This window comes from Hymenobacter sp. UYAg731 (genome assembly GCF_054061335.1).
In genome coordinates, this window is the sequence record NZ_JBSSEC010000003.1 from 742,928 (window position 1) to 760,763 (window position 17,836).

Annotated in this window: 13 protein-coding genes and 1 pseudogene; 5 read left to right on the forward strand and 9 right to left on the reverse strand. The window is 61.8% G+C overall.

Going from position 1 to position 17,836, the window contains the following annotated elements:
- Positions 1–81 precede the first annotated feature (81 nt).
- The gene (locus ACVWYF_RS11295; protein ID WP_457067932.1) at positions 82–1,917 is read right to left on the reverse strand and encodes a peptidoglycan D,D-transpeptidase FtsI family protein; all 1,836 of its coding nucleotides are present in this window, start codon (positions 1,915–1,917) and stop codon (positions 82–84) included.
- A gap of 162 nt (positions 1,918–2,079) precedes the next feature.
- On the opposite strand from ACVWYF_RS11295, the gene ACVWYF_RS11300 reads away from it, so the two are divergent.
- From ACVWYF_RS11300 to ACVWYF_RS11310, 3 genes are all read left to right on the forward strand, one after another.
- Positions 2,080–2,964, forward strand: coding sequence for a class I SAM-dependent methyltransferase (locus ACVWYF_RS11300; protein ID WP_457067934.1), 885 nt, complete (start codon positions 2,080–2,082; stop codon positions 2,962–2,964).
- An 89-nt stretch (positions 2,965–3,053) separates the two neighbouring features.
- Positions 3,054–4,007, forward strand: coding sequence for a Ppx/GppA phosphatase family protein (locus ACVWYF_RS11305; RefSeq protein WP_457067936.1), 954 nt, complete (start codon positions 3,054–3,056; stop codon positions 4,005–4,007).
- 99 nt (positions 4,008–4,106) lie between these two features.
- Positions 4,107–5,171 carry an Ldh family oxidoreductase gene (locus tag ACVWYF_RS11310; RefSeq protein ID WP_457067939.1) on the forward strand — a complete coding sequence of 355 codons (1,065 nt, stop codon included), beginning with the start codon at positions 4,107–4,109 and terminating at the stop codon, positions 5,169–5,171.
- An 83-nt stretch (positions 5,172–5,254) separates the two neighbouring features.
- Here the strand turns inward: ACVWYF_RS11310 and ACVWYF_RS11315 are convergent, their stop codons facing one another.
- Entirely contained in the window at positions 5,255–6,100 is an 846-nt protein-coding gene (locus tag ACVWYF_RS11315) for a murein L,D-transpeptidase catalytic domain family protein (protein ID WP_457067941.1), read from the reverse strand.
- A gap of 148 nt (positions 6,101–6,248) precedes the next feature.
- On the reverse strand, positions 6,249–6,935 hold the full coding sequence (locus ACVWYF_RS11320) for a murein L,D-transpeptidase catalytic domain family protein (protein WP_457067943.1): 687 nt from the start codon (positions 6,933–6,935) through the stop codon (positions 6,249–6,251).
- Positions 6,936–7,668: 733 nt separating this feature from the next.
- On the opposite strand from ACVWYF_RS11320, the pseudogene ACVWYF_RS11325 reads away from it, so the two are divergent.
- Positions 7,669–8,607 (forward strand): annotated as a pseudogene (locus ACVWYF_RS11325) (alpha-amylase family glycosyl hydrolase); the annotation flags it as partial.
- Positions 8,608–9,549: 942 nt separating this feature from the next.
- Positions 9,550–9,852 carry a T9SS type A sorting domain-containing protein gene (locus ACVWYF_RS11330; RefSeq protein WP_457068223.1) on the forward strand — a complete coding sequence of 101 codons (303 nt, stop codon included), beginning with the start codon at positions 9,550–9,552 and terminating at the stop codon, positions 9,850–9,852.
- Between the two features lie 71 nt (positions 9,853–9,923).
- On the opposite strand, the gene ACVWYF_RS11335 is transcribed toward ACVWYF_RS11330, so the two are convergent.
- The 6 genes from ACVWYF_RS11335 to ACVWYF_RS11360 form a co-directional block, all read right to left on the reverse strand.
- Positions 9,924–12,245 carry a TonB-dependent receptor gene (locus tag ACVWYF_RS11335; RefSeq protein WP_457067945.1) on the reverse strand — a complete coding sequence of 774 codons (2,322 nt, stop codon included), beginning with the start codon at positions 12,243–12,245 and terminating at the stop codon, positions 9,924–9,926.
- Between the two features lie 84 nt (positions 12,246–12,329).
- Positions 12,330–12,569 carry a hypothetical protein gene (locus ACVWYF_RS11340; RefSeq protein WP_457067947.1) on the reverse strand — a complete coding sequence of 80 codons (240 nt, stop codon included), beginning with the start codon at positions 12,567–12,569 and terminating at the stop codon, positions 12,330–12,332.
- Between the two features lie 147 nt (positions 12,570–12,716).
- Positions 12,717–13,106, reverse strand: coding sequence for a hypothetical protein (locus ACVWYF_RS11345; RefSeq protein WP_457067949.1), 390 nt, complete (start codon positions 13,104–13,106; stop codon positions 12,717–12,719).
- 71 nt (positions 13,107–13,177) lie between these two features.
- A complete protein-coding gene (locus tag ACVWYF_RS11350) occupies positions 13,178–13,879 on the reverse strand; it encodes a HupE/UreJ family protein (RefSeq protein ID WP_457067951.1) in 702 nt (233 codons plus the stop codon).
- A 39-nt stretch (positions 13,880–13,918) separates the two neighbouring features.
- Positions 13,919–15,247: a tetratricopeptide repeat protein gene (locus ACVWYF_RS11355; RefSeq protein WP_457067953.1), complete on the reverse strand. Its 1,329-nt coding sequence runs from the start codon at positions 15,245–15,247 to the stop codon at positions 13,919–13,921.
- A gap of 121 nt (positions 15,248–15,368) precedes the next feature.
- The gene (locus ACVWYF_RS11360; RefSeq protein WP_457067955.1) at positions 15,369–17,531 is read right to left on the reverse strand and encodes a DUF4331 family protein; all 2,163 of its coding nucleotides are present in this window, start codon (positions 17,529–17,531) and stop codon (positions 15,369–15,371) included.
- Positions 17,532–17,836: the final 305 nt, after the last annotated feature.

The following is a 17,836-nucleotide window of genomic DNA, read 5'->3' on the forward strand; positions in this document are numbered from 1 at the left end:
TTGTACCGTGGACGCTGCGAGTTCGCACGTCTGAATGTCCGACGCGCGGACTCGCAGCGTCCACGGTACAACCCAGAACGCCTACCGGTGCTCGCGCTCGTACGCCTTGCCGAGGTACTTCATGCTCCGCTCCCAGTGCTTGCGTTTGGGCGCGATGCTGCCGCGCAGGTATTTCTCGATGACGAGGGCGGCGGCCGGGGCGGCAGCCGTGGCTCCGAAACCGGCATTTTCCAGGTACACGGCGATGGCAATTTGGGGGTTGTCGGCGGGGGCGAAGGCGACGAAGGTGGCGTGGTCGTCGCCCTCGTCGTTTTGCACGGTACCGGTTTTGCCGGCGATGGTGATGCCCACGTCGGCCAGACTGGAGGCTTCGGCGGTGCCGCCGCGCTGCATCACGGCGAGCATGCCAGGGATGAGGGCTTCGAGGTTCACGCTGTCGATGAGGGTGTGGTGCTTTTCGAGGAAGCGCGGCAGGGGGCCGTCATCGCCCACGCTGCGCACGAAATGCGGCGTGTAGTACCAGCCCCGGTTGGCAATGATGGCCATCATATTGGCCATTTGCAGGCCGGTGAGGTTGATTTCGCCCTGCCCCACACTAAGGGAATAAATGGAGCGAAACTTCCAGTAGCGGGTGCGCCGGGCCTTGTCGTAGTAGGCCGGGGTGGGCAGGAAGCCGGCCTGCTCGCGGGGCAAATCAACGCCGAGCAGCGTGTCGAGGCCGAACGATTTGGCGTAGTGCTGCCAGGCCGCGAGGTTGGCGTGGCGGGCGGCCGTGGTGTCGCCCACCAGGCTGTCGGGTACGTGCTCGATGAGCTTGCGCATTACCTGGTAGAAATACGGATTGCAGCTGTATTGCAGGGCCATGCGGAGGTTGCGGGCCTGCGGGTGGTAATGCACGCAGCTGATGAGCGACTGGTCGCACCGAAACCCGGTGGTGGGCTTAATGGCCCCGAGCTGCAGGGCCACGGCCGCGTTCACCAGCTTAAACACCGAGCCAGGCGGGCTTGCCTGGGTAGCCGAGCGGTTGAGCAGGGGCATGTCCTCGTTTTCGACCAGCTTGCGGCGGGTGCCGGCGCGGTCGGGTGCGGTGAGGGTGCCAGGCGCGAAGGTGGGGGCCGAAACCGCGCAGAGCACCTCGCCGGTGCGCGGGTCGAGGGCCACGAGGTAGCCTTTGCGGCCGGCCAGCAGACTTTCGGCGTAGGCCTGCAGCTTGGCATCAATGCCTAAGTGGATATCCTGGCCCTGTTGGAAGACGGTATCGGCGGCCCAGGTGCCGTGGGGCTGGCCCAGTGTATCGAGAATCGGGTGCGCGTAGCCACGGTGGCCATTGAGCAGGCCGTTGTAGTAGGTTTCGACGCCGCCGTTGCGCACCCGGTAGAACCGGCCGCGCCGGTAGCGCTGAATGAGGTTCAGGAAGGGTTGGGCATTGTTATAGGCGTAGCCCAGCACCGGCGCGCCCGCGCTGGTGGTGTAGGCGCGTAGGGTGCGCTGCTCCAGCTTCAGCATGGGCCATTCCTCCTGCTTATCCTGGATTTTTTTGGCCTCGGCGTTGGTCAGCAGCAGCTTTATGCTGCCTTTGGGGCGGGCTCCTTCGTAGGGCAGCGCGGCGGCAATGCGGCGCCACAGGGTGCTGTCGCGCCAGCCTAGCAGGCGGCTGAGCTTGAGGGAATCGAGGGGCGGGCGCGGCGGCAGCGCGAGCAGATAGACGGGCCGGGTGGCTATCAGCACCGAATCGTTGCGGTCGAGCACGCGGCCACGCGCCGGAGCTTCCGACACGGTGCGGCGCGGCGTGAGCAGCCCAAAGGTGGAATCCTGCACGGCGGGCGGCATTGCGACTTCCTGCCCCGGCGAGGAGCAGGCGTTCAGCAGTAGCATGAATGCCAGGAGGTAAGATTTCCAAGGAAGAGCTTTAAGCATCGGGTAAAGCTAAGGAATGGGCAGCCGGTTGGCGCAGCCTGTTCGATGAACCGAGGCTGTGGCCTTTCCAAGTGAGCGAATTACCGGCCGCCCCGCCCCCAATCGGCCCATCAAATCGGGCAGGGCCCTACCGGGTACGACCCCTACCTTTGCCGCCTGCTTATGTACGACTTCCTCACCACCTCCCCCTGGCCCGACTACGAGCTGATTGATTCCGGCAACTTTCAGAAGCTGGAGCGTTTCGGCCAATACATCCTGGCCCGCCCCGAGCCGCAGGCCATCTGGGACCCGCACCTGCCGCTTACGGAGTGGGAACGGGCCGATGCCGCCTTCGCCCGCGCCCCCGGCTCGACCGAAAAAGGCCAGTGGCGCCTCAAGCCCAGCATGCCCGAGCAGTGGGTCATCGACTACCAGCGGCCCGATGGGCTGAAGCTGAAATTCCGGCTGGGTCTGTCGTCGTTCAAGCACGTCGGGCTGTTTCCGGAGCAGGACCCCAACTGGCAGTTCATCTACAACCAGACGCGCAAGCGCCGCGCCAAACTGCCGCGCGTGCTCAACCTATTTGCCTACACCGGGGCCGCCACGCTGGCCGCCCGCGCCGCCGGAGCCGACGTCACGCACCTCGACTCGGTGAAGCAGGTGAACTTCTGGGCCAGAGATAACATGGAAGCCAGCCAGCTCGACGGCGTGCGCTGGCTGGTGGAAGATGCCATGAAATACGTGCGGCGCGAAGTGAAGCGCGGCAGCAAGTACCAAGGCCTCATCCTCGACCCGCCCGCTTACGGCCGCGGCCCCAACGGCGAGAAATGGCAGCTCGAAGATGAGTTGAACGAGATGCTCAAGCTCAGCCAGCAGCTGCTCGATCCGGAGGACCATTTCTTTGTAGTGAACCTGTATTCGCTGGGTTTCTCGGCTCTGATTCTGGATAACCTGACTACGGCCATTTTTCCCGGCGAGAAGGCCGTGCGCGAGTTGGGCGAGATTTATCTGCACGATGCCGGGCAGCGGAAACTGCCGCTGGGCACGTTCTGCCGGTTTGCCACGTAGCGCGGGCTTTTAGTCCGCGCCAACCCATCTGCCGTATTGCACTCCTGCTTCGCTAAACTCGCGGACTGAAAGACCACGCTACTTCCTTTATGCACACGCCGCACGCCCATCGCCGCCTCGCGCTCATTGATTTGGGCACCAACACCTTCCACCTGCTCGTTGTGGAAATCTCAAAAACGCCCGGCGAAAAGCCGCTGGTGCTGCTGCGCACCAAAGCCGGCGTGCGCCTGGGCGAGGGCGGTATCAGCCAGGGCATCATCGCGCCCGATGCCTATACCCGTGCCCTGCACACCCTCGCCGGTTTCAAAGAGGAAATGGAGCTTCACGAAGTGACCGAAGTGCGCGCCACGGCCACCAGCGCTATGCGCGTGACGAAAAACGGGCCAGATTTGGTACGCGAAATCTTCGAGAAAACCGGCATTCAGGTCAACGTCATTCCCGGCGAGCGCGAGGCGGAATTAATTTGCGCAGGCGTGCGCCAGGCCGTGGATTTGGGCGAAGCAGCCCAGCTGATTATGGACATCGGCGGCGGCTCGGTCGAGTTCATTATCGCCAATCAGACCACCATTTTCTGGAAGCAAAGCTTTGAAATCGGAGCCCAGCGCCTGCTCGACCAGTTTTTCCCCGACCCCAGCGGCGTATTTCCCGCCGAGGCCGTGGAGGCCGAGCAGCGCTATCTCAGCACCGTGCTGGAGCCGCTCATCGAAGCCGTGCGGCGCTACCGGCCCGCCAGCCTCGTGGGGGCTTCGGGCAGCTTCGACAGCCTGGCCGACATGCAAATCGGCCAGTTGCGCTCCGAAAGTGAGCTGCCGTCCTGCACCGAGCTGGCACCGGAGTCCTTCCAAAGCAGCTACCGCCACCTGCTCAGCGGCAACCACGAGCAGCGCAAGGCCCTGCCCGGCATTCTGCCTATGCGGGCCGATATGTTGGTGGTAGCCGCCGTGCTTATTGATTTCGTGCTGGGCATCAGTGAAATCACGCGCATCCGCACTTCAGCTTACGCGCTGAAAGAAGGGCTTTTGGCCGAAATGCTGGCGGTGTAGTCTGGTCGTACTGTGGACTCAGCGAGTTCGCGAATTTGACTCGCTCCTCCACTCCTTATCACGCGCGGGCTCGCAGAGTCCACGGTACATCCTCCCCTCATGCCCACCTTCTCCTACAGCCAGCTTTTCACTTTCACCGAAAGCGTTTTCCTCGCCATCGGCTGCCCCGCCGCTGATGCCATCCTGGCCACCGAGACCCTGCTCTCGGCCGATTTGCGCGGCGTGGACTCGCACGGCGTGGCCCGCCTGGTGGGCTACGTGCGGCTGTGGGAAGCCGGCCGCATCAACGCCAGCCCACAAGTGGGCGTGACGTATGAAACGCCCAGCACCGCCGTGGTAGACGGCGACGGCGGCCTGGGACTGGTAGTTGGCCCCAAGGCCATGCGCGTGGCCATCGAAAAGGCGCAGCAAGTGGGTACCGGCTGGGTTTCGGTGAAAAATTCCAACCACTTCGGCATTGCCGGCTACCACGCCATGCTGCCCCTGGCACACGACATGATTGGCATTGCCATGACCAATGCCTCGCCGCTGGTCGCGCCCACTTTTTCGCTGGACAGACTCCTCGGCACCAACCCCATTGCCGTGGCCGTGCCCGCCGGCGAACAGCCCGACTTCGTGGCCGATATGGCCACCACTACCGCCGCTAACGGCAAGCTCGAAATTGCCCAGCGCAAAGGCCTGCCCCTGCCCGAAGGCTGGGCCCAAACCGCCGACGGCCAGCCCAGCACCGACGCCAACGCCGTGAAGAACGGCGGTGCGCTGCTGCCCCTTGGCGGGGCCACCGGCTCGCACAAAGGCTACGCGCTGGGCAGCATTGTGGATATTTTCTCGGCCGTGCTCTCGGGGGCCAACTATGGGCCGTGGGTGCCGCCGTTCGTGGCCTTTCTTCAGCCTTCGGCCAACCCGGTGGGCCAGGGCCTGGGCCACTTCTTCGGCGCGATGCGCGTGGATGCGTTCCGGCCCGCCGACGAGTTCAAAGCGCACATGGACAACTGGATTACAACTTTCCGCAACGCCCAGGCCGTGGAGGGCAAAAAAGTCCTCATCCCCGGCGACCCGGAGCGTGAAATGGCCGCCCACCGCCTGCTGGAAGGCATTCCGCTGCTTGATGCCGTGGTGAAGGATTTGGAGGGCGTGGGCGCGAAGTTTGGGGTGAAGCTGTAGGCGGAAATCAGCCATTCCGAAGCATGAAAAAGGCCCTTCGCTGATGCGAAGGGCCTTTCTTATACTATAATTTCTGGCAATGTTTAAGAAATACCATTAGTCGCAGCCTGGGGCACCAGCGCGGCAATGGCTACCTGCTGGTTCAGGTATTGCGAAGAGTAGCCGGCATCCGACTTGTTCAGAAACAGGCAAGTGCCGCCGTTCACGGCATCAATAATCTGCGAATACTGGTCCATCGGCAGGGCCGGGCAGCCCAGGCTGCGGCCCAGGCGGCCGTTTTGCTTAATGAAGTCTTCGCTCACGTAATCAGCGCCGTGCATCACAATAGAGCGGGCGGCGGCGTTCGTATTCACGCCTTCGTCCAAGCCTTGCAGGTGTAGCGAGTGACCGTGCTTGCCCTCGTACTCGCCACCCGTGGCGTAGAAGCCGAGGCTGCTCATGTTGCTCTGGTCGGTGTTGGAGAAGTTGGTGGCCTCGTTCTCGCCCGAGTTGTGGCCGTGGGCCACGAGGGTGTGAAACAGAATTTCCTTCTTGCCCAAATCGAGCACCCAAAGGCGCTTTTCGGTGCTGGGCAGGTCGAAGTCAATAACTGTCAGCATCTGCTTATTCTCGGCCAGCTTGCCATCCTGACGCAGGTTGAGGTAGCCGGTCATGGCTTTGGCGAAGGTTTCGAAACGCAGGCCTTCCTGTTCTGCCCCGAGGGCTTTGTAGGTGGCGTGCAATTCCTGGTCGAACTGGGCTTTGGGCGAGAAGTCCATTTTGGGCATCCGCAGCTCATTGCGCGATCCAGCCATGGACTGCTGGATATTGCCCGCCAACGGCGTGGCCAGAAACAACGATGCCAGGAACGGCAGAACGCGACGCGCTAAGCGCTGACGACGCAGGCTTTTGCGTTTGCGCTGAACAATGCTGGGCTGGTGCTGGTGCATAATCGAAGTGGCTGGTGGTGAAAAAGAACCAGCCGCCGCATGTGCGGCAACTGCTTCGATACCTTATACGGGATAGAAACCCCGGTGGCTATTTTCAAACCCCTCACCAGCCCAAATGATTCCGTTTCCGGCCCGCCGGGCAGACGGCTTAGCGCCAGCCGCGCTGCAAAAACCGCCGCCCGGCGGCCCCGCCATCCAGCCAGCGCGAGGCCAGCCCGGGGCCGCTCACGAGCAGCATGCTCCCGACTCGTAGCGTGGCAATGATGTCCTTGAACTGCTCAGGGGGCAGGGCCGGGCAGCCCCGGCTGTAGCCCAGGTGGCCATATTGGCGCACGTATTTCGGGCTGGCATAGTCGGCGGCGTGCAGCACCACGTAGCGGCCGAAGGCATTGGCATTCTGGCCCTTATCGAGCCCCTCGATGCGGCGCGAGTAGCCATGAATACCATCGTAAGTAGCGCCGGTGCGGTAGAAGCCCAGCGAAGTGCAGGCCGAAGACTCCTGGTTGGAGAAGCGGCGGGCGCGCAAGTGGCCCGAGCCTTCGCCGTGGGCCACCAAGCTGCGGTGCAGCACTTTGGCTTCCTTCAGGTCGATGACCCAGAGGCGTTCGGTGGTATTGGGCAGGTCCATGTCGGCCACGGCCAGCAGGCCGGCCCGCTCGATGCGGCCGGTGGGGTGTAGCGTGAGGTAACCGATGCAGGCCTGTTCCAGCACCTCGGGGCGCAGTTCGGCGGCGGCGGGGCCGAGGGCGGCGTGGAGCTGCTGAATGGCCTGGCGCAGGGTATCGGGCACGGCGGCCAGTGCGGGTACCGGCGTCAGGCGGAGCGAATCGGGCACGGGGGGGGCGGGGGCCGACGTGTCGGGGGCAGCGGTCGGCGTGAGGGGCGTTGCGATTGAGACCAGCCTTTTAGCCGGCATTTGCGCCTCTTCGGCCCGTAGCTGGCAGCCGGCCGTGAGCAATGCTGCCGCCAGGTAACCAACTAAGTGCGCTCTTTCGGCGGCCGTTTTGGCACCAATCCAATATGCTCTCAACCTAACCATTGGCTGAAATTACGCCGCGCTGCCACAGCAACCACATTTCCACCGGCACTTTTGCCTGAATCGGTCGGGCTGCGAGTTGCGTGAGAGCCTATGGTGAAGCTGAGCACCAAGGCTTATCCAAAGCCTGATGAACAATAAATATCAGCATAGCACAATTATTTAAAAAATGCAATCGAATGCACAAATAATATTTTGTCATTTCAAGGTCATGCAAACCATTTCTTCTACCTTGAGGCCATCAATCAACCGAAAAATCCGCATTTTGGATTGCGGCTGATTGACAAGCCACGCTTCACTTTTTCCTCACAAAACCCAATTCCCACACATGATGCACTTTTCTCCTCATTTTCCGTTCCGCAAACGATTCCGGTTCGCGCTGGCGCTGGCTTTGGCCTTGCTGGGAGCCGGCAACCAGAGCGCCCACGCCCAAAAAGTAGTGATGCAGGGCTTCTGGTGGGATTTCTGGAACTCGAACTACCCCAACGGCTGGGCCAACTACCTCGCCGACCTGGCCCCGCGCCTGAAAAGCATGGGCGTAGACGCCGTCTGGATTCCGCCCACCATCAAAAACGCCAACCAGGGCAACGGCTACTCCCCTTTCGACAACTACGACCTGGGCGATAAGTGGCAAAAAGGCTTCCTGGCCACCCGCATGGGCACCAAGGACGAGCTACTGCGCGCCGTGGCCGTGCTGCACGCCAACGGCGTGGAAGTGATTCAGGACGTGGTGCTGAACCACAACGACGGGGCGGGCTCCTCGAACGGCGCGGGCGGGCAGGACCCCGGTGCCTGGGAAGACGGCACGACCAGCAAGTACAAGAACTTCCGCTACGTGAGCTACGCCAAGCCCGTGACCGACGAGAGCGCCGCCGACTACTTCAGCCGCTCGGGCCGCTTCTCGAAAAACTGGGAGAACTTCAACCCCAACCAGGGCAATAACTCGACCTCGGGCGACTGGAACGCGCCCTTCTTCGGGCCGGATATTAGCTACTACGCCGGCTCCTACGGCCAAAGCTCCAACGCCACCACCTACAACCCCGTGCAGGCCAGCGACTACATGCGCACCGGCAACCGCAACTGGCTGATTTGGTACAAGAAGCAGGTCGGTTTCGATGGCGTGCGGATGGATGCCGTGAAGCATTTTCCGGATTTCGCCTCCGAAGATTTCCTGTATAATCTGCAAAGCAATGCCGGCTGGGCCAACGGCGGGGCCACCATGTACGCCGTGGGCGAATGGGTGGGCTCGTCCTCGCAGATGGATGGCTGGGTGGCCAACGTGAACAACCGCGCGGGTACCTTCGATTTCTCGTTGCGCAACGGCCTGTACAACGTCGTGAGCCAAGGGGGCAGCTTCGACATCGGCACGCTGCCCAGCTACCAGCAGGGCACGCGGGTGGTGAACATCGGCGGGACGTATGTGCATCGCACGGTGCCCTTCGTGAACAACCACGACACGATGCGTCCCCAGGTGGATGCCAACGGCAACTACACCGGCTGGAACACCGGCTCGGAGCTGGCCCCGCACATCGACCCATTCGACCCGCGCCTGTCGGCCGTGTATGCCGCCGCGCTGGCCATGGATGGCTCGCCGATGCTCTTCTTTGAGGACGTGTTCAACGTGGGCAACACCAGCAAGCGCTACAGCCACAGCCCCAAAAGCACCACCGACCTGCCCACCCGCGACGACCTCGTGAACCTGGTGTGGTGCCACCAGAACCTGCACTTCAAGGACGGCGCGTATCGGGTGCGCTACCAGGCCGCCGACCACCTCGTGATTGAGCGCAGCACGAAGGCCATCATTGGCATCAACGACAACTTTACCACCTGGCAGAACAATACGGTGAGTTGCGATTTCGCCCCCGGCACCGTACTCAAGGACTATTCCGGGGCCAATGGCACTTCTACCGTCACGGTGAGCGCCTCGCAGACCGTGGCCATCAACACGCCGCCGTGCAACGGCACGGCCGCCAGCGGCCGGCGCGGTTACTCCGTGTGGGCCCCCACCAACGCCGTGACCGGCTACACCCGCCCGGCCCTGACCACCACCCAGGAATGGGAACTGGCCAACGACCTCGGCGATTCTGACAGCCGCAGCTTGATGCAGGGCGGCGCACTGCCGGCCGCCAGCACAGCCTACCGCACGGCCGGCCGCATCTATGGCGCGGCCAACAAATCAATCACCTACACCCTCTTCCCCGTTGATGCCACGCGCAGCCTGACGGTAGCCGTGCTCAACAGCGCCGGCACGGTGGTGAGCAGCCAGACCGGCACGGGCACCCTCACGGGCACCTACACGCCCACCGCCGAGGGCTGGTACACGCTTAAAGCCAAAAACGCCAGCACCGCCAACCCCAGCCAGGGCGCATTCGTGAAGGCCACCTATACCGCCCCCACCGTGGTAACCGGGGCCATGACCGGCCGCCGCGACGCTGCCGTGCTGGCCGCCACCCAGGAAGCCCCCGCCGCTGAAGTGCTGGTGTACCCCAACCCCACCGCCGCCGACCGCATCGACGTGGTAATTACCGCCAACCGCGAGCAGGCCGCCACCGTGCAGCTGCACGACCTCACCGGCCGCCTGGTACACCAGGAAACCGTGCGCCTCTACAACGGCTCCAACGAGCTGCGCCTGGGTGTGAAGAAGACGCTGCCCGCCGGGATTTACCAGTTGAGCGTGCCCGAGTTCCACGTCAGCCAGAAAGTGGCGGTGCAGTAGAGCATAAATCTGACGCAAAAAAGGCCTCTCCAAATATTTGGAGAGGCCTTTTTTGCGTCAAAGAAACCGGCTTAGAAGAAAATACTGAAATTGGCCCGCAGGTTGAAGGGCGTGCCCGGCGTGAAGGTCCGTTCGGTAATGGGGGAGGCTTCGCTACGCAGCTGGGTTTCGGTGGCGTACTGGGCCTCATTCCAGTCCACGTTCAGCAGATTTTGCACCGTGAGACCGAACTGGTAGCGCGGCCGGGTGTAGGCCAGCACGGCATCGACCACGAAGTAGGGTAAGGCCCGCACCGAGTTGTCTTCGATGGCGGGGCGGCCGCCGAGGTAGCGGTAGCGCAGGCTGCCGCTCAGGCCGTTGGGCTGCTTGTAGGTAATGCCCGCGATGCTGGTAAAAATGGGACCCAGCGGCACGAAGTTCTCGCCCTCCGGCGCATCCAGAATGCGGGCGTGGCTGTAGTTGCCGTCAAAATCCAGGAATAAGCGGCTCGTGAGCTGGTAGCGGGCCGAGAGGTCGAAGCCAAACCGCTGGGTCGGTCCCACGCTTTCGGTGGTGCCCTCGTCGCCGGAATACACCAGCTCGTCCTGCAGGCGCAGGTACCAGAAAGCGGCGTTCACCACCAAATTGGCTACGGGCTTGAAGGTGCTGCCCGCCTCGGCCCCCGTGGCGCGGGGCAGCGCCTGGGCGGGGTTAGTGCCCCGGATAACACCCCGCGCATCGTTGGAGTGGAAGCCCAGGCCGGAGCGCACAAACAGCTGCACGTTCGGCGAGGCCTGGTAGTAGAAGTTGAGTTTGGGCGAAACGCGGGCGGCGTTCACGCGCCCGTTCAGCGGCCCGAAGTTTTTCCCGGTCGAGTCGGCAATTTGCCCGCGAAAATCGAACACGAACAGGTCGGCCCGCACGGCGGCGTTCACGGTCAGGCGGTCGGTCAGCTCCAGCGTCTCGTCGAGGTAGGCATTCAGGTTTTGCTCGTGCAAGCGGCCAATGTCGATGATGCTCGTGTCCGACACCTGGCGCTGCACGGCGTGGCGCAGGGCCAGGTTCGCATCGTCGATGCGGGTGCCCACGCCAATGGTGGTGTGCAGGTTACGGCTGCCCAGGCGGTTGTCGCGCTCGTAGGTGCCGGTGTAGCCGTAGAGGTTGCGGCCGTTATCGGTTTGGTTGATTTCGTCGCCGTTGATGGGGTCTTCCTTGTAAAACGTGAAGTTGGAAAACAGGCCAAAGTTGTAGCGCGTGTAGTACACCTGCTGGCGCAGCACCGCGTCGTGGGGCAGCGCGGTGGTGAGGATGGCGTAGGCGTTGCCCCGGTTGGTGGTGCCGCCCTCGGTAGGGTCGATGCTGCCGAAACGCGTAATGGTGCCATCGGCCACGGCACGGGTCGGGATTTCGCCGCTCGCGTTCCAGTTCGAGGTGAAGTAGGAGCCAAACAGCGTGAGCGAGGTGTTATTCGTGAGTTGGCCCGTGTACTTGCCCATGCCGTTGAAGCGCTTGAAACGCTGGTTATTCACGAAGGGCGAAGCGCTGTAGTAGTATTCGCTGGCCACGTAGGCACTCTCCGATTTTTTGGTCAGCAGGTGATGATTACCCAGCAAATCGAGCATCACCAGCGCCCGGTACGTGCTGTACTGGCCGGCCTCTACTTTCACCTGGCTGTGGTCGAGGCTGGTTTTGGTAAGGAATTCGCCCGCACCGGCCGTGGCCAGGTCGCCAAAACGGGCCGTGTAGGGGCCTTTGTACACTTTCAGCTGCTCCACCGTTTCGGGTATCACGAAGTGAAAGTCCGCGTAGCCCTGGCCGTGGGCCTGGCTCACCATGTTCACGGGCATCCCGTCCACGCTGATGGCGAAGTCGGTACCGTGGTCGGCATCGAAGCCCCGCAGGAAAATCTGCTCGGCCTTGCCGCCGCCCGCGTGTTGGGCGATAAACAGGCCCGGCACCAGCCGCAACAAATCCTGCCCCGAGTTCACGGGCCGCAAGCTCTGGTCGATGTGGGTGATGGCGGCCAGGCTCTGGTTGGGGTCGCGGGGCTGGTTCACCGTCACCTCGGCCAGGCTGAGCGTGGCAGTGGCCAGCGTCATGGTCAGGCCGCGCGTTTCGCCGGCCACCAAGGTCACGGCCTGGCTCTGGACGCGGTAGCCGAGGGCTCCCACCCGCAGGGTTTGCTTCCCCGCCGGCAGGCCCGTGAGGCGGAACTGCCCCAGCGCATCGGTGGCGGCCCCGCCCGGCTGGCCCAGCAATCCCACGCTCGCGCCCACCACCGGCTGGCCCGAGAGCGAGTCGGCCACGGTGCCGCGTAGGGTAGCAGTGCCCTGCGCCTGCGTCATCTGCGCCACTAGAAGCAGGCCGAGCAGCAAGCCCCACCCGGTCGATAATGTAGTAAGTAGTTTTTTCATCTAAGTCGGTATCAAGGCCAATGGCAGGCGGCACCGCAGCACCGCCTACCATTGGCTCAGTTGAAGAAAGGGGAAATGTGCCGACTAGAAGTTGGCCTTGCTCATGCAGTTGGCGCGGCACTGCACCTGGTGCTGGGTGCGCTGCTGGCCAAGGTGGCCGCGCGGCTGGTCATGCCGGGCCGAATCAGGGTTGGCCGGCAGTGCGCGGCTACCGCCCGCATCGAACAAAGAAATGGCAATGCGTCCCGCCGTAGGCAATTGCACACGGGAAGCAACGCTCGTAGCGCCCGCTACGGGTTGGAGGGAATTAGCCCGGAAAATCATAAAATGAAGGAGTTGAACGCGCCCCGGCACCATGGCCCGGCAGGCTGCGTCGGATTGATGGATAAGATGAAGCGGCGCGGCTCCTTAGCGGCAGCCGCGCTCAGGAGCTACAGCTGGAATCCAATCCAACCGCGGCCCAGTCTCAACTTATCCCCGACGGGGCGGCAACTCAATCCGGCCCCGGTAGCCCACGGGCACGGCCACCACGCGGGCCGCCCGCCGGGCCACGACAGCACTAAAAACCGGCCGGGTAAACACCACGCGCACTTCTGCCAGGCAGTGGGTATCCAGACCTTTGAGGGAGGTGAGCAGCTGTTGCAAAGGCGGCCGCTCGCCATTTTTCTTCACCGTGTACTGCACCCCGTTGCAATCATCAAAGCAAGCCAGCCGCAACGTGTGCTTTAGCTGGCAATCTTGGCTGTGTACGTAGGCAAACGGCCGGTCAATCACCTTCGCCGGACGCTCCACGAGTCCTGCCCCCACCACCAGCAGGTAGTTGAGCAGCAAAAGCAGCGTGAAGTACGGGCGGAAGGCCATGAGGTGGGAGTGGTTTAGAACTATCTACGGCGCAGGTAGCAGAAAGGATGAATGAATTGTTGGTTGATTGTTCAGGCAAAAAAAACGCGCTCCACGGTCCAGTAAGCCGCAATCAGGCCGATAACCACCGACACCGGAATCACAACCCGCTGCTTGTACCAGCTTTTATCGGCGGCCCAGCGGCCTACCAGTGCCCAGCACAGCAATATTACCGAAACCTGGCCCAACTCCACACCGACATTGAAGGAGATGAGCGAGCCGAAATAGTCCTTCTGCGGCAGCCCCAGCCCCGTGAGGGCGCTGGCAAAACCCATCCCATGCACCAGCCCAAAGCCGAACACGATAACCAGCCGCCACGGGTTCAGCTTATCGGTAATGATATTCTCGATGGCCACAAACAGAATGGACAGCGCGATTATCGGCTCAATAACCGACGACGGCGGCTGAATGAACCCGTACATGGCCAGCCCCAGCGTGATGGAATGCGCCACCGTGAACGCCGTGGCCTGCATGAGCACCGGCTTGAGGCGCGGCTCCAGAATATAGAGGCTGATAATGAACAGAATATGGTCAAATCCCAGCGGAATGATGTGCGTGAACCCCAGCTGTAGGTAGGTCCAGAAAATCTCCGTGCGCGAAAGCTTGCTCAGGTCCGTGTTGAGGACGTGCGCAGCGGCCGGCAACGCCAGCAGCACCAGCAGCACCAGCAGCGGCAGGGCTACCAGGGCGCGGCGCGGCAGGCGCATTCCTCGCAACGGGTTTACTTTTTTCATTTTACGCTCACTACTCACGACCAACTACTTGCTGCCATTCTACCGCGCCGCCAGCAGCTTCTTGCCTTCAGCCTCTACCTCAGGGTTGAGGTAAGGAGCAGTTTTCAGCGCATTCTCAATCAGGGCCTGCCCCTCGGCCGTCTTGCCCATCTTGCTGAGGATGAGACCCGCGCGGCACAGCAGCACCGGGTTTTTCGAGCCCGTGCGGCGGGCCACCTGCATGTATTTCTGAGCCTCGGCATACTGGCCGCGCTTATAGAGCACCCAAGCCATGGTTTCGTTCACGTCGATGTTATCGGGCCGGCGGTCGTACTCGATTTTGGCGTGTTCCATTGCCTTGTCCAGCTCGTTGGTTTTGAGGTAGGCGTAGGCCAGCTCACGGTCGGCGTAGTGACCCATCTGCTCGTTGCTGTTGGCCTCGCTGGCGGCGCTGGCCAGCATATCAATGGATTCTTTGGCCATTTTATCGGCTTCGGCGGGCTGGCCGTTCAGGCGGTAAAGGTCCGTTAGCTCATCGGCAAAGGCATAATCCTTCACGGTAATGCGGGCCTCTTGGTAGAGCTTAATGGCACGGGGATAGTCCTTGCGGGCTGCCGCCATGCGGCCCAGGCCAGCCAGCGCATACGCGTAGCCGGGGCGGGCGGCCAGCGCCATGAGGTAGTAGCCCCGGGCGTGGGCCGTGTCGCCGCTCACTTCGTAGATGTGGCCCAGGGCTACGCGGGTCCATTCGGTTTGCTCCAAACCAATGTAGCCGGCTTTGGCAGCCATATCCATTGCTTGAATGGCCCCGGGCACGTCGCCATAAATCTCGCGCAGGTAGCTCACCCGGGCGTAGGCGGGCAGGTCGGGGCGCACGGCGTTCATCTTGTCGGCCATTTTGATGGCTTCCTCGTAGTGGCCCATTTCCACGTTGGCATCGGTCAGCAGGCCGTACACGAAGCCGCTGTTGGGGTTGAGTTTCTGGGCCTGTTCGGCAATGCCGAGGCCTTGGGCAAAGTGGTGCTGCGTGAGGCAGAGCGAAGCTTTGCAGCACATGGCTTCAAAGTTTTCGGGTTCGGCGGCCAGCACCTGCTCCAGCAGGTCCATAGCCGCACCGTCATAATATGGGTGGTCGCCGGTGATGCGGCCTTCCTGCATATAGGCCTGAGCCAGGAGCAAGCGGCTCTTCTGGTCTTTGGGATTGGTGCGCAGCTTGGCCAGCAGGCCCTCAATAGCCGCTTTGGTGTTTAGCCATTCGTTGCCGACCGACAGGCTGCCGCGCCGGTCTTTCAGTTCCGGCGTACGAACCTCTGGCTTTTTAAAGAAAAAAATGGCGGCCGCCAATACGCCGAAAACCACTAATAGACTGGGGTATAAGTACTTTTTCAAGACAGAGAAAGATGATGGAGTGGAGGAGTAACCGTAAAAATAACGCCTAAAAAAAGAGCCGCCGCCAGTCCCAACGAGGACCAAACGACGGCTCTTTTCAATTAGCTTTTAGCGCAGCAGCTTACTGGCGCTCGATGCGCACCGATTGCACCACGGTGCTACCGTTGTACAGCGTGGCGATGTACTGGCCGGGGGCCACATCGCGGCCGGGCATCCAGCTCAGCTCGTTGGTACCAGCACCGAAAGACTTGTCCTTGGCAATGGTAGCCACCTTGCGGCCGGTCACGTCGGTGATAACCACGCTCATCGTGCCTTTGGTGGGCAGCTCAAAGCGCAGCGTAGTGCGGTCGGCGAAGGGGTTGGGGTAAGCCTGGGCTACGGTCAGGTTAGGCGACAAGCCCAAGCCGCTCGAACGCTGAGCCAAGGCTACACGCTGGGCGGTGGTACCGCTCCAAGGCGTCTGCGAGTAAGGGAACGCAGCTTTGAACGTCGTATCGTTGGCTGGCACACCGGCGCTGAAATTCAGCACGTTGCCGAGCTGAGCAGTAACGGGGTTAGCGCCACCAGCGGGATAGTCGTCGTACCACAGGCCGATGGCGGCCAGTACGACACCACCCACAGCTTGCAATTCGATGCGAGTCACATCATCCTCGAGGCGGCGACCGTTGGGGAAGCCATCCATGTTGGGGATGTTCTGTACGGTGGTGGTGGTGTTGTACGTAGCGTTCGTCAGGCCCAGCACAGCAGCGGCCAGCAGGCCTTCCGAGCTGAAGTTAGCCGAGTTGCGAGCCGTAGGCGGCACAGCCATGTTCAGGCGCAGCATGTCGCCACCGGGGTTGCTTGCCGAGCCACCCACCAACAGGAAGTTGTTGATGAAAGGCTTGCCGGCAGCCAGCGGGTTACCGTTTTTGCCGGTAGCCAGCTGGTAGGGAGGGTAATTAGGCACACCCGTGTGGAAGATGGGCAGAATGTCGACTGAGCGCGGCTTGCCAGCACGTAGCAGGTAAGCGCCGTAAGGGGCAGGGCCAGTAGTAGCCAGTGCCGTGCCGTTCAGGGCAGCGTTGCCCGCCAAGCCGCTCAAGCCGGCCGCGCCGTTGCGGAAGTCAAAACCAGCAGCAGGCAGGCCCGCAGTTCCGGCCAGCGACTTGCTCTGGATACGCAATGGCCCAAGGCCGGGTACAGCCTCACCGTAGTAAGTCTGGCCAGCAGGCTTGGGAGATGCCCCGTTCATGGGCACGTTGTCAGCCATATACAAACCTAGCTCCGGGTTCGACAGGTAGTCATCCGTAGCAGCAACTTCAGCGTAGGGGGAGCCGGCGTTCCAAGCATCCTTAGCGCCAATTGGGTTGATAACTTCGTTCAGCAAGGGCATGCCGATGCGCGATACCTGCACGTAGTTGCCCGATACCGTCGGTGCAGCACCCGTAGCCGACAGCACACGGGTAGCAGGACGGCTAGCCGAAGCCCACACACCGATGATGTAGTTCGAATCCAGAATGTTGGTTGAGCTGGTCAAGGCAGCAGTACCCGTCTTAGCCAGCAACGCCACCGGAATCTGTATGGCAATAGCGTGGGTATTCTTGCGGGCGAGGCCATCGCGGGCAGCGCCGGGAGCACGAATACCGCCCAGGTCGAAAATGCCGCCCAAGTCAGCAAAGAACGGGTCATCGGTCGGGCCGCAGAAGAATTTAGTACCATCCGACAGGGTCATGATGGCGTTGGTCATTAGCGTGTTGTAGGGCGAATTCAAACCAGCGGCGCTGGTGATTGAACGCGGACCGACGTTGGGCGGCGGCACTATACCGTTGGTTACAATGGTATTGAAAGCCCCACCGCCTATGCTTTTCTCGACGATGTACGTCGTTTTCAGGTTCTGCATCCCCAAGCGGATATTGAAGAACGTGGTAGGGTCCTGGTTGGCGCGGGTAAACGTGAAACGGTACGTGATATCGTCGCCGGCCGTGGCCGAGTTGTTTTTCACGTGGATTTCGTAGCGTACGTTCTCGCCGAACGTGTTGTAGTTGGGGCCGCCCTGGGGCAGCTCCAACGGGATGTAGTTGGCGATGATGGTGACGCTGGCGCTACCGTCGTTGTTAGGCGAGTCGGGGCTGCGGAAAGCGTACAAGTCGGTGTTATCGGCCAGCGGGTCGTCGGCGATAAGCGGGGCTTCGCGGTGGCTAGATGCTTCCAATGTGTTGTGCTGGCTGCTCAGGGCCACCACACCTCCAGCCGCGGTTGCGAGCAGAGCAGCCTGGACAAGAGGGCGAGTAAGTAGATTTTTCATAAAAACTGAAAATTGGATTGGGGTGAGGTGTAAGGAAACCGGAAAAATCACAAGCTGAATAGTAGCTTCAATAAACCCACATGTGATGTGGCGCTTTTGAACTACCTGCTCAGCTATACTTTCCTTACGTGCAGACCCGCGAATTCGGTTTTGATTATTCCAATAATAGTTCAATAAGATTTGGGCTAAGTCTGTGGCAATGCTCCTGAGCCTCTTATCGGCTCTGATGTGGCCAGGTTTACCCCGTACTTTTGTAGGGCGCTTTTCTGCGCCATCAACTTTCATTTTTCGGGCCGCCACCAGTG

Coding starts and splice junctions, on each gene's coding strand:
- ACVWYF_RS11295 (WP_457067932.1), bottom strand. CDS start 1,917: ATGCTTAAAGCTCTTCCTTGGAAATCTTACCTCCTGGCATTCATGCTA.
- ACVWYF_RS11300 (WP_457067934.1), top strand. CDS start 2,080: ATGTACGACTTCCTCACCACCTCCCCCTGGCCCGACTACGAGCTGATT.
- ACVWYF_RS11305 (WP_457067936.1), top strand. CDS start 3,054: ATGCACACGCCGCACGCCCATCGCCGCCTCGCGCTCATTGATTTGGGC.
- ACVWYF_RS11310 (WP_457067939.1), top strand. CDS start 4,107: ATGCCCACCTTCTCCTACAGCCAGCTTTTCACTTTCACCGAAAGCGTT.
- ACVWYF_RS11315 (WP_457067941.1), bottom strand. CDS start 6,100: ATGCACCAGCACCAGCCCAGCATTGTTCAGCGCAAACGCAAAAGCCTG.
- ACVWYF_RS11330 (WP_457068223.1), top strand. CDS start 9,550: ATGACCGGCCGCCGCGACGCTGCCGTGCTGGCCGCCACCCAGGAAGCC.
- ACVWYF_RS11335 (WP_457067945.1), bottom strand. CDS start 12,245: ATGAAAAAACTACTTACTACATTATCGACCGGGTGGGGCTTGCTGCTC.
- ACVWYF_RS11340 (WP_457067947.1), bottom strand. CDS start 12,569: ATGATTTTCCGGGCTAATTCCCTCCAACCCGTAGCGGGCGCTACGAGC.
- ACVWYF_RS11345 (WP_457067949.1), bottom strand. CDS start 13,106: ATGGCCTTCCGCCCGTACTTCACGCTGCTTTTGCTGCTCAACTACCTG.
- ACVWYF_RS11350 (WP_457067951.1), bottom strand. CDS start 13,879: ATGAAAAAAGTAAACCCGTTGCGAGGAATGCGCCTGCCGCGCCGCGCC.
- ACVWYF_RS11360 (WP_457067955.1), bottom strand. CDS start 17,531: ATGAAAAATCTACTTACTCGCCCTCTTGTCCAGGCTGCTCTGCTCGCA.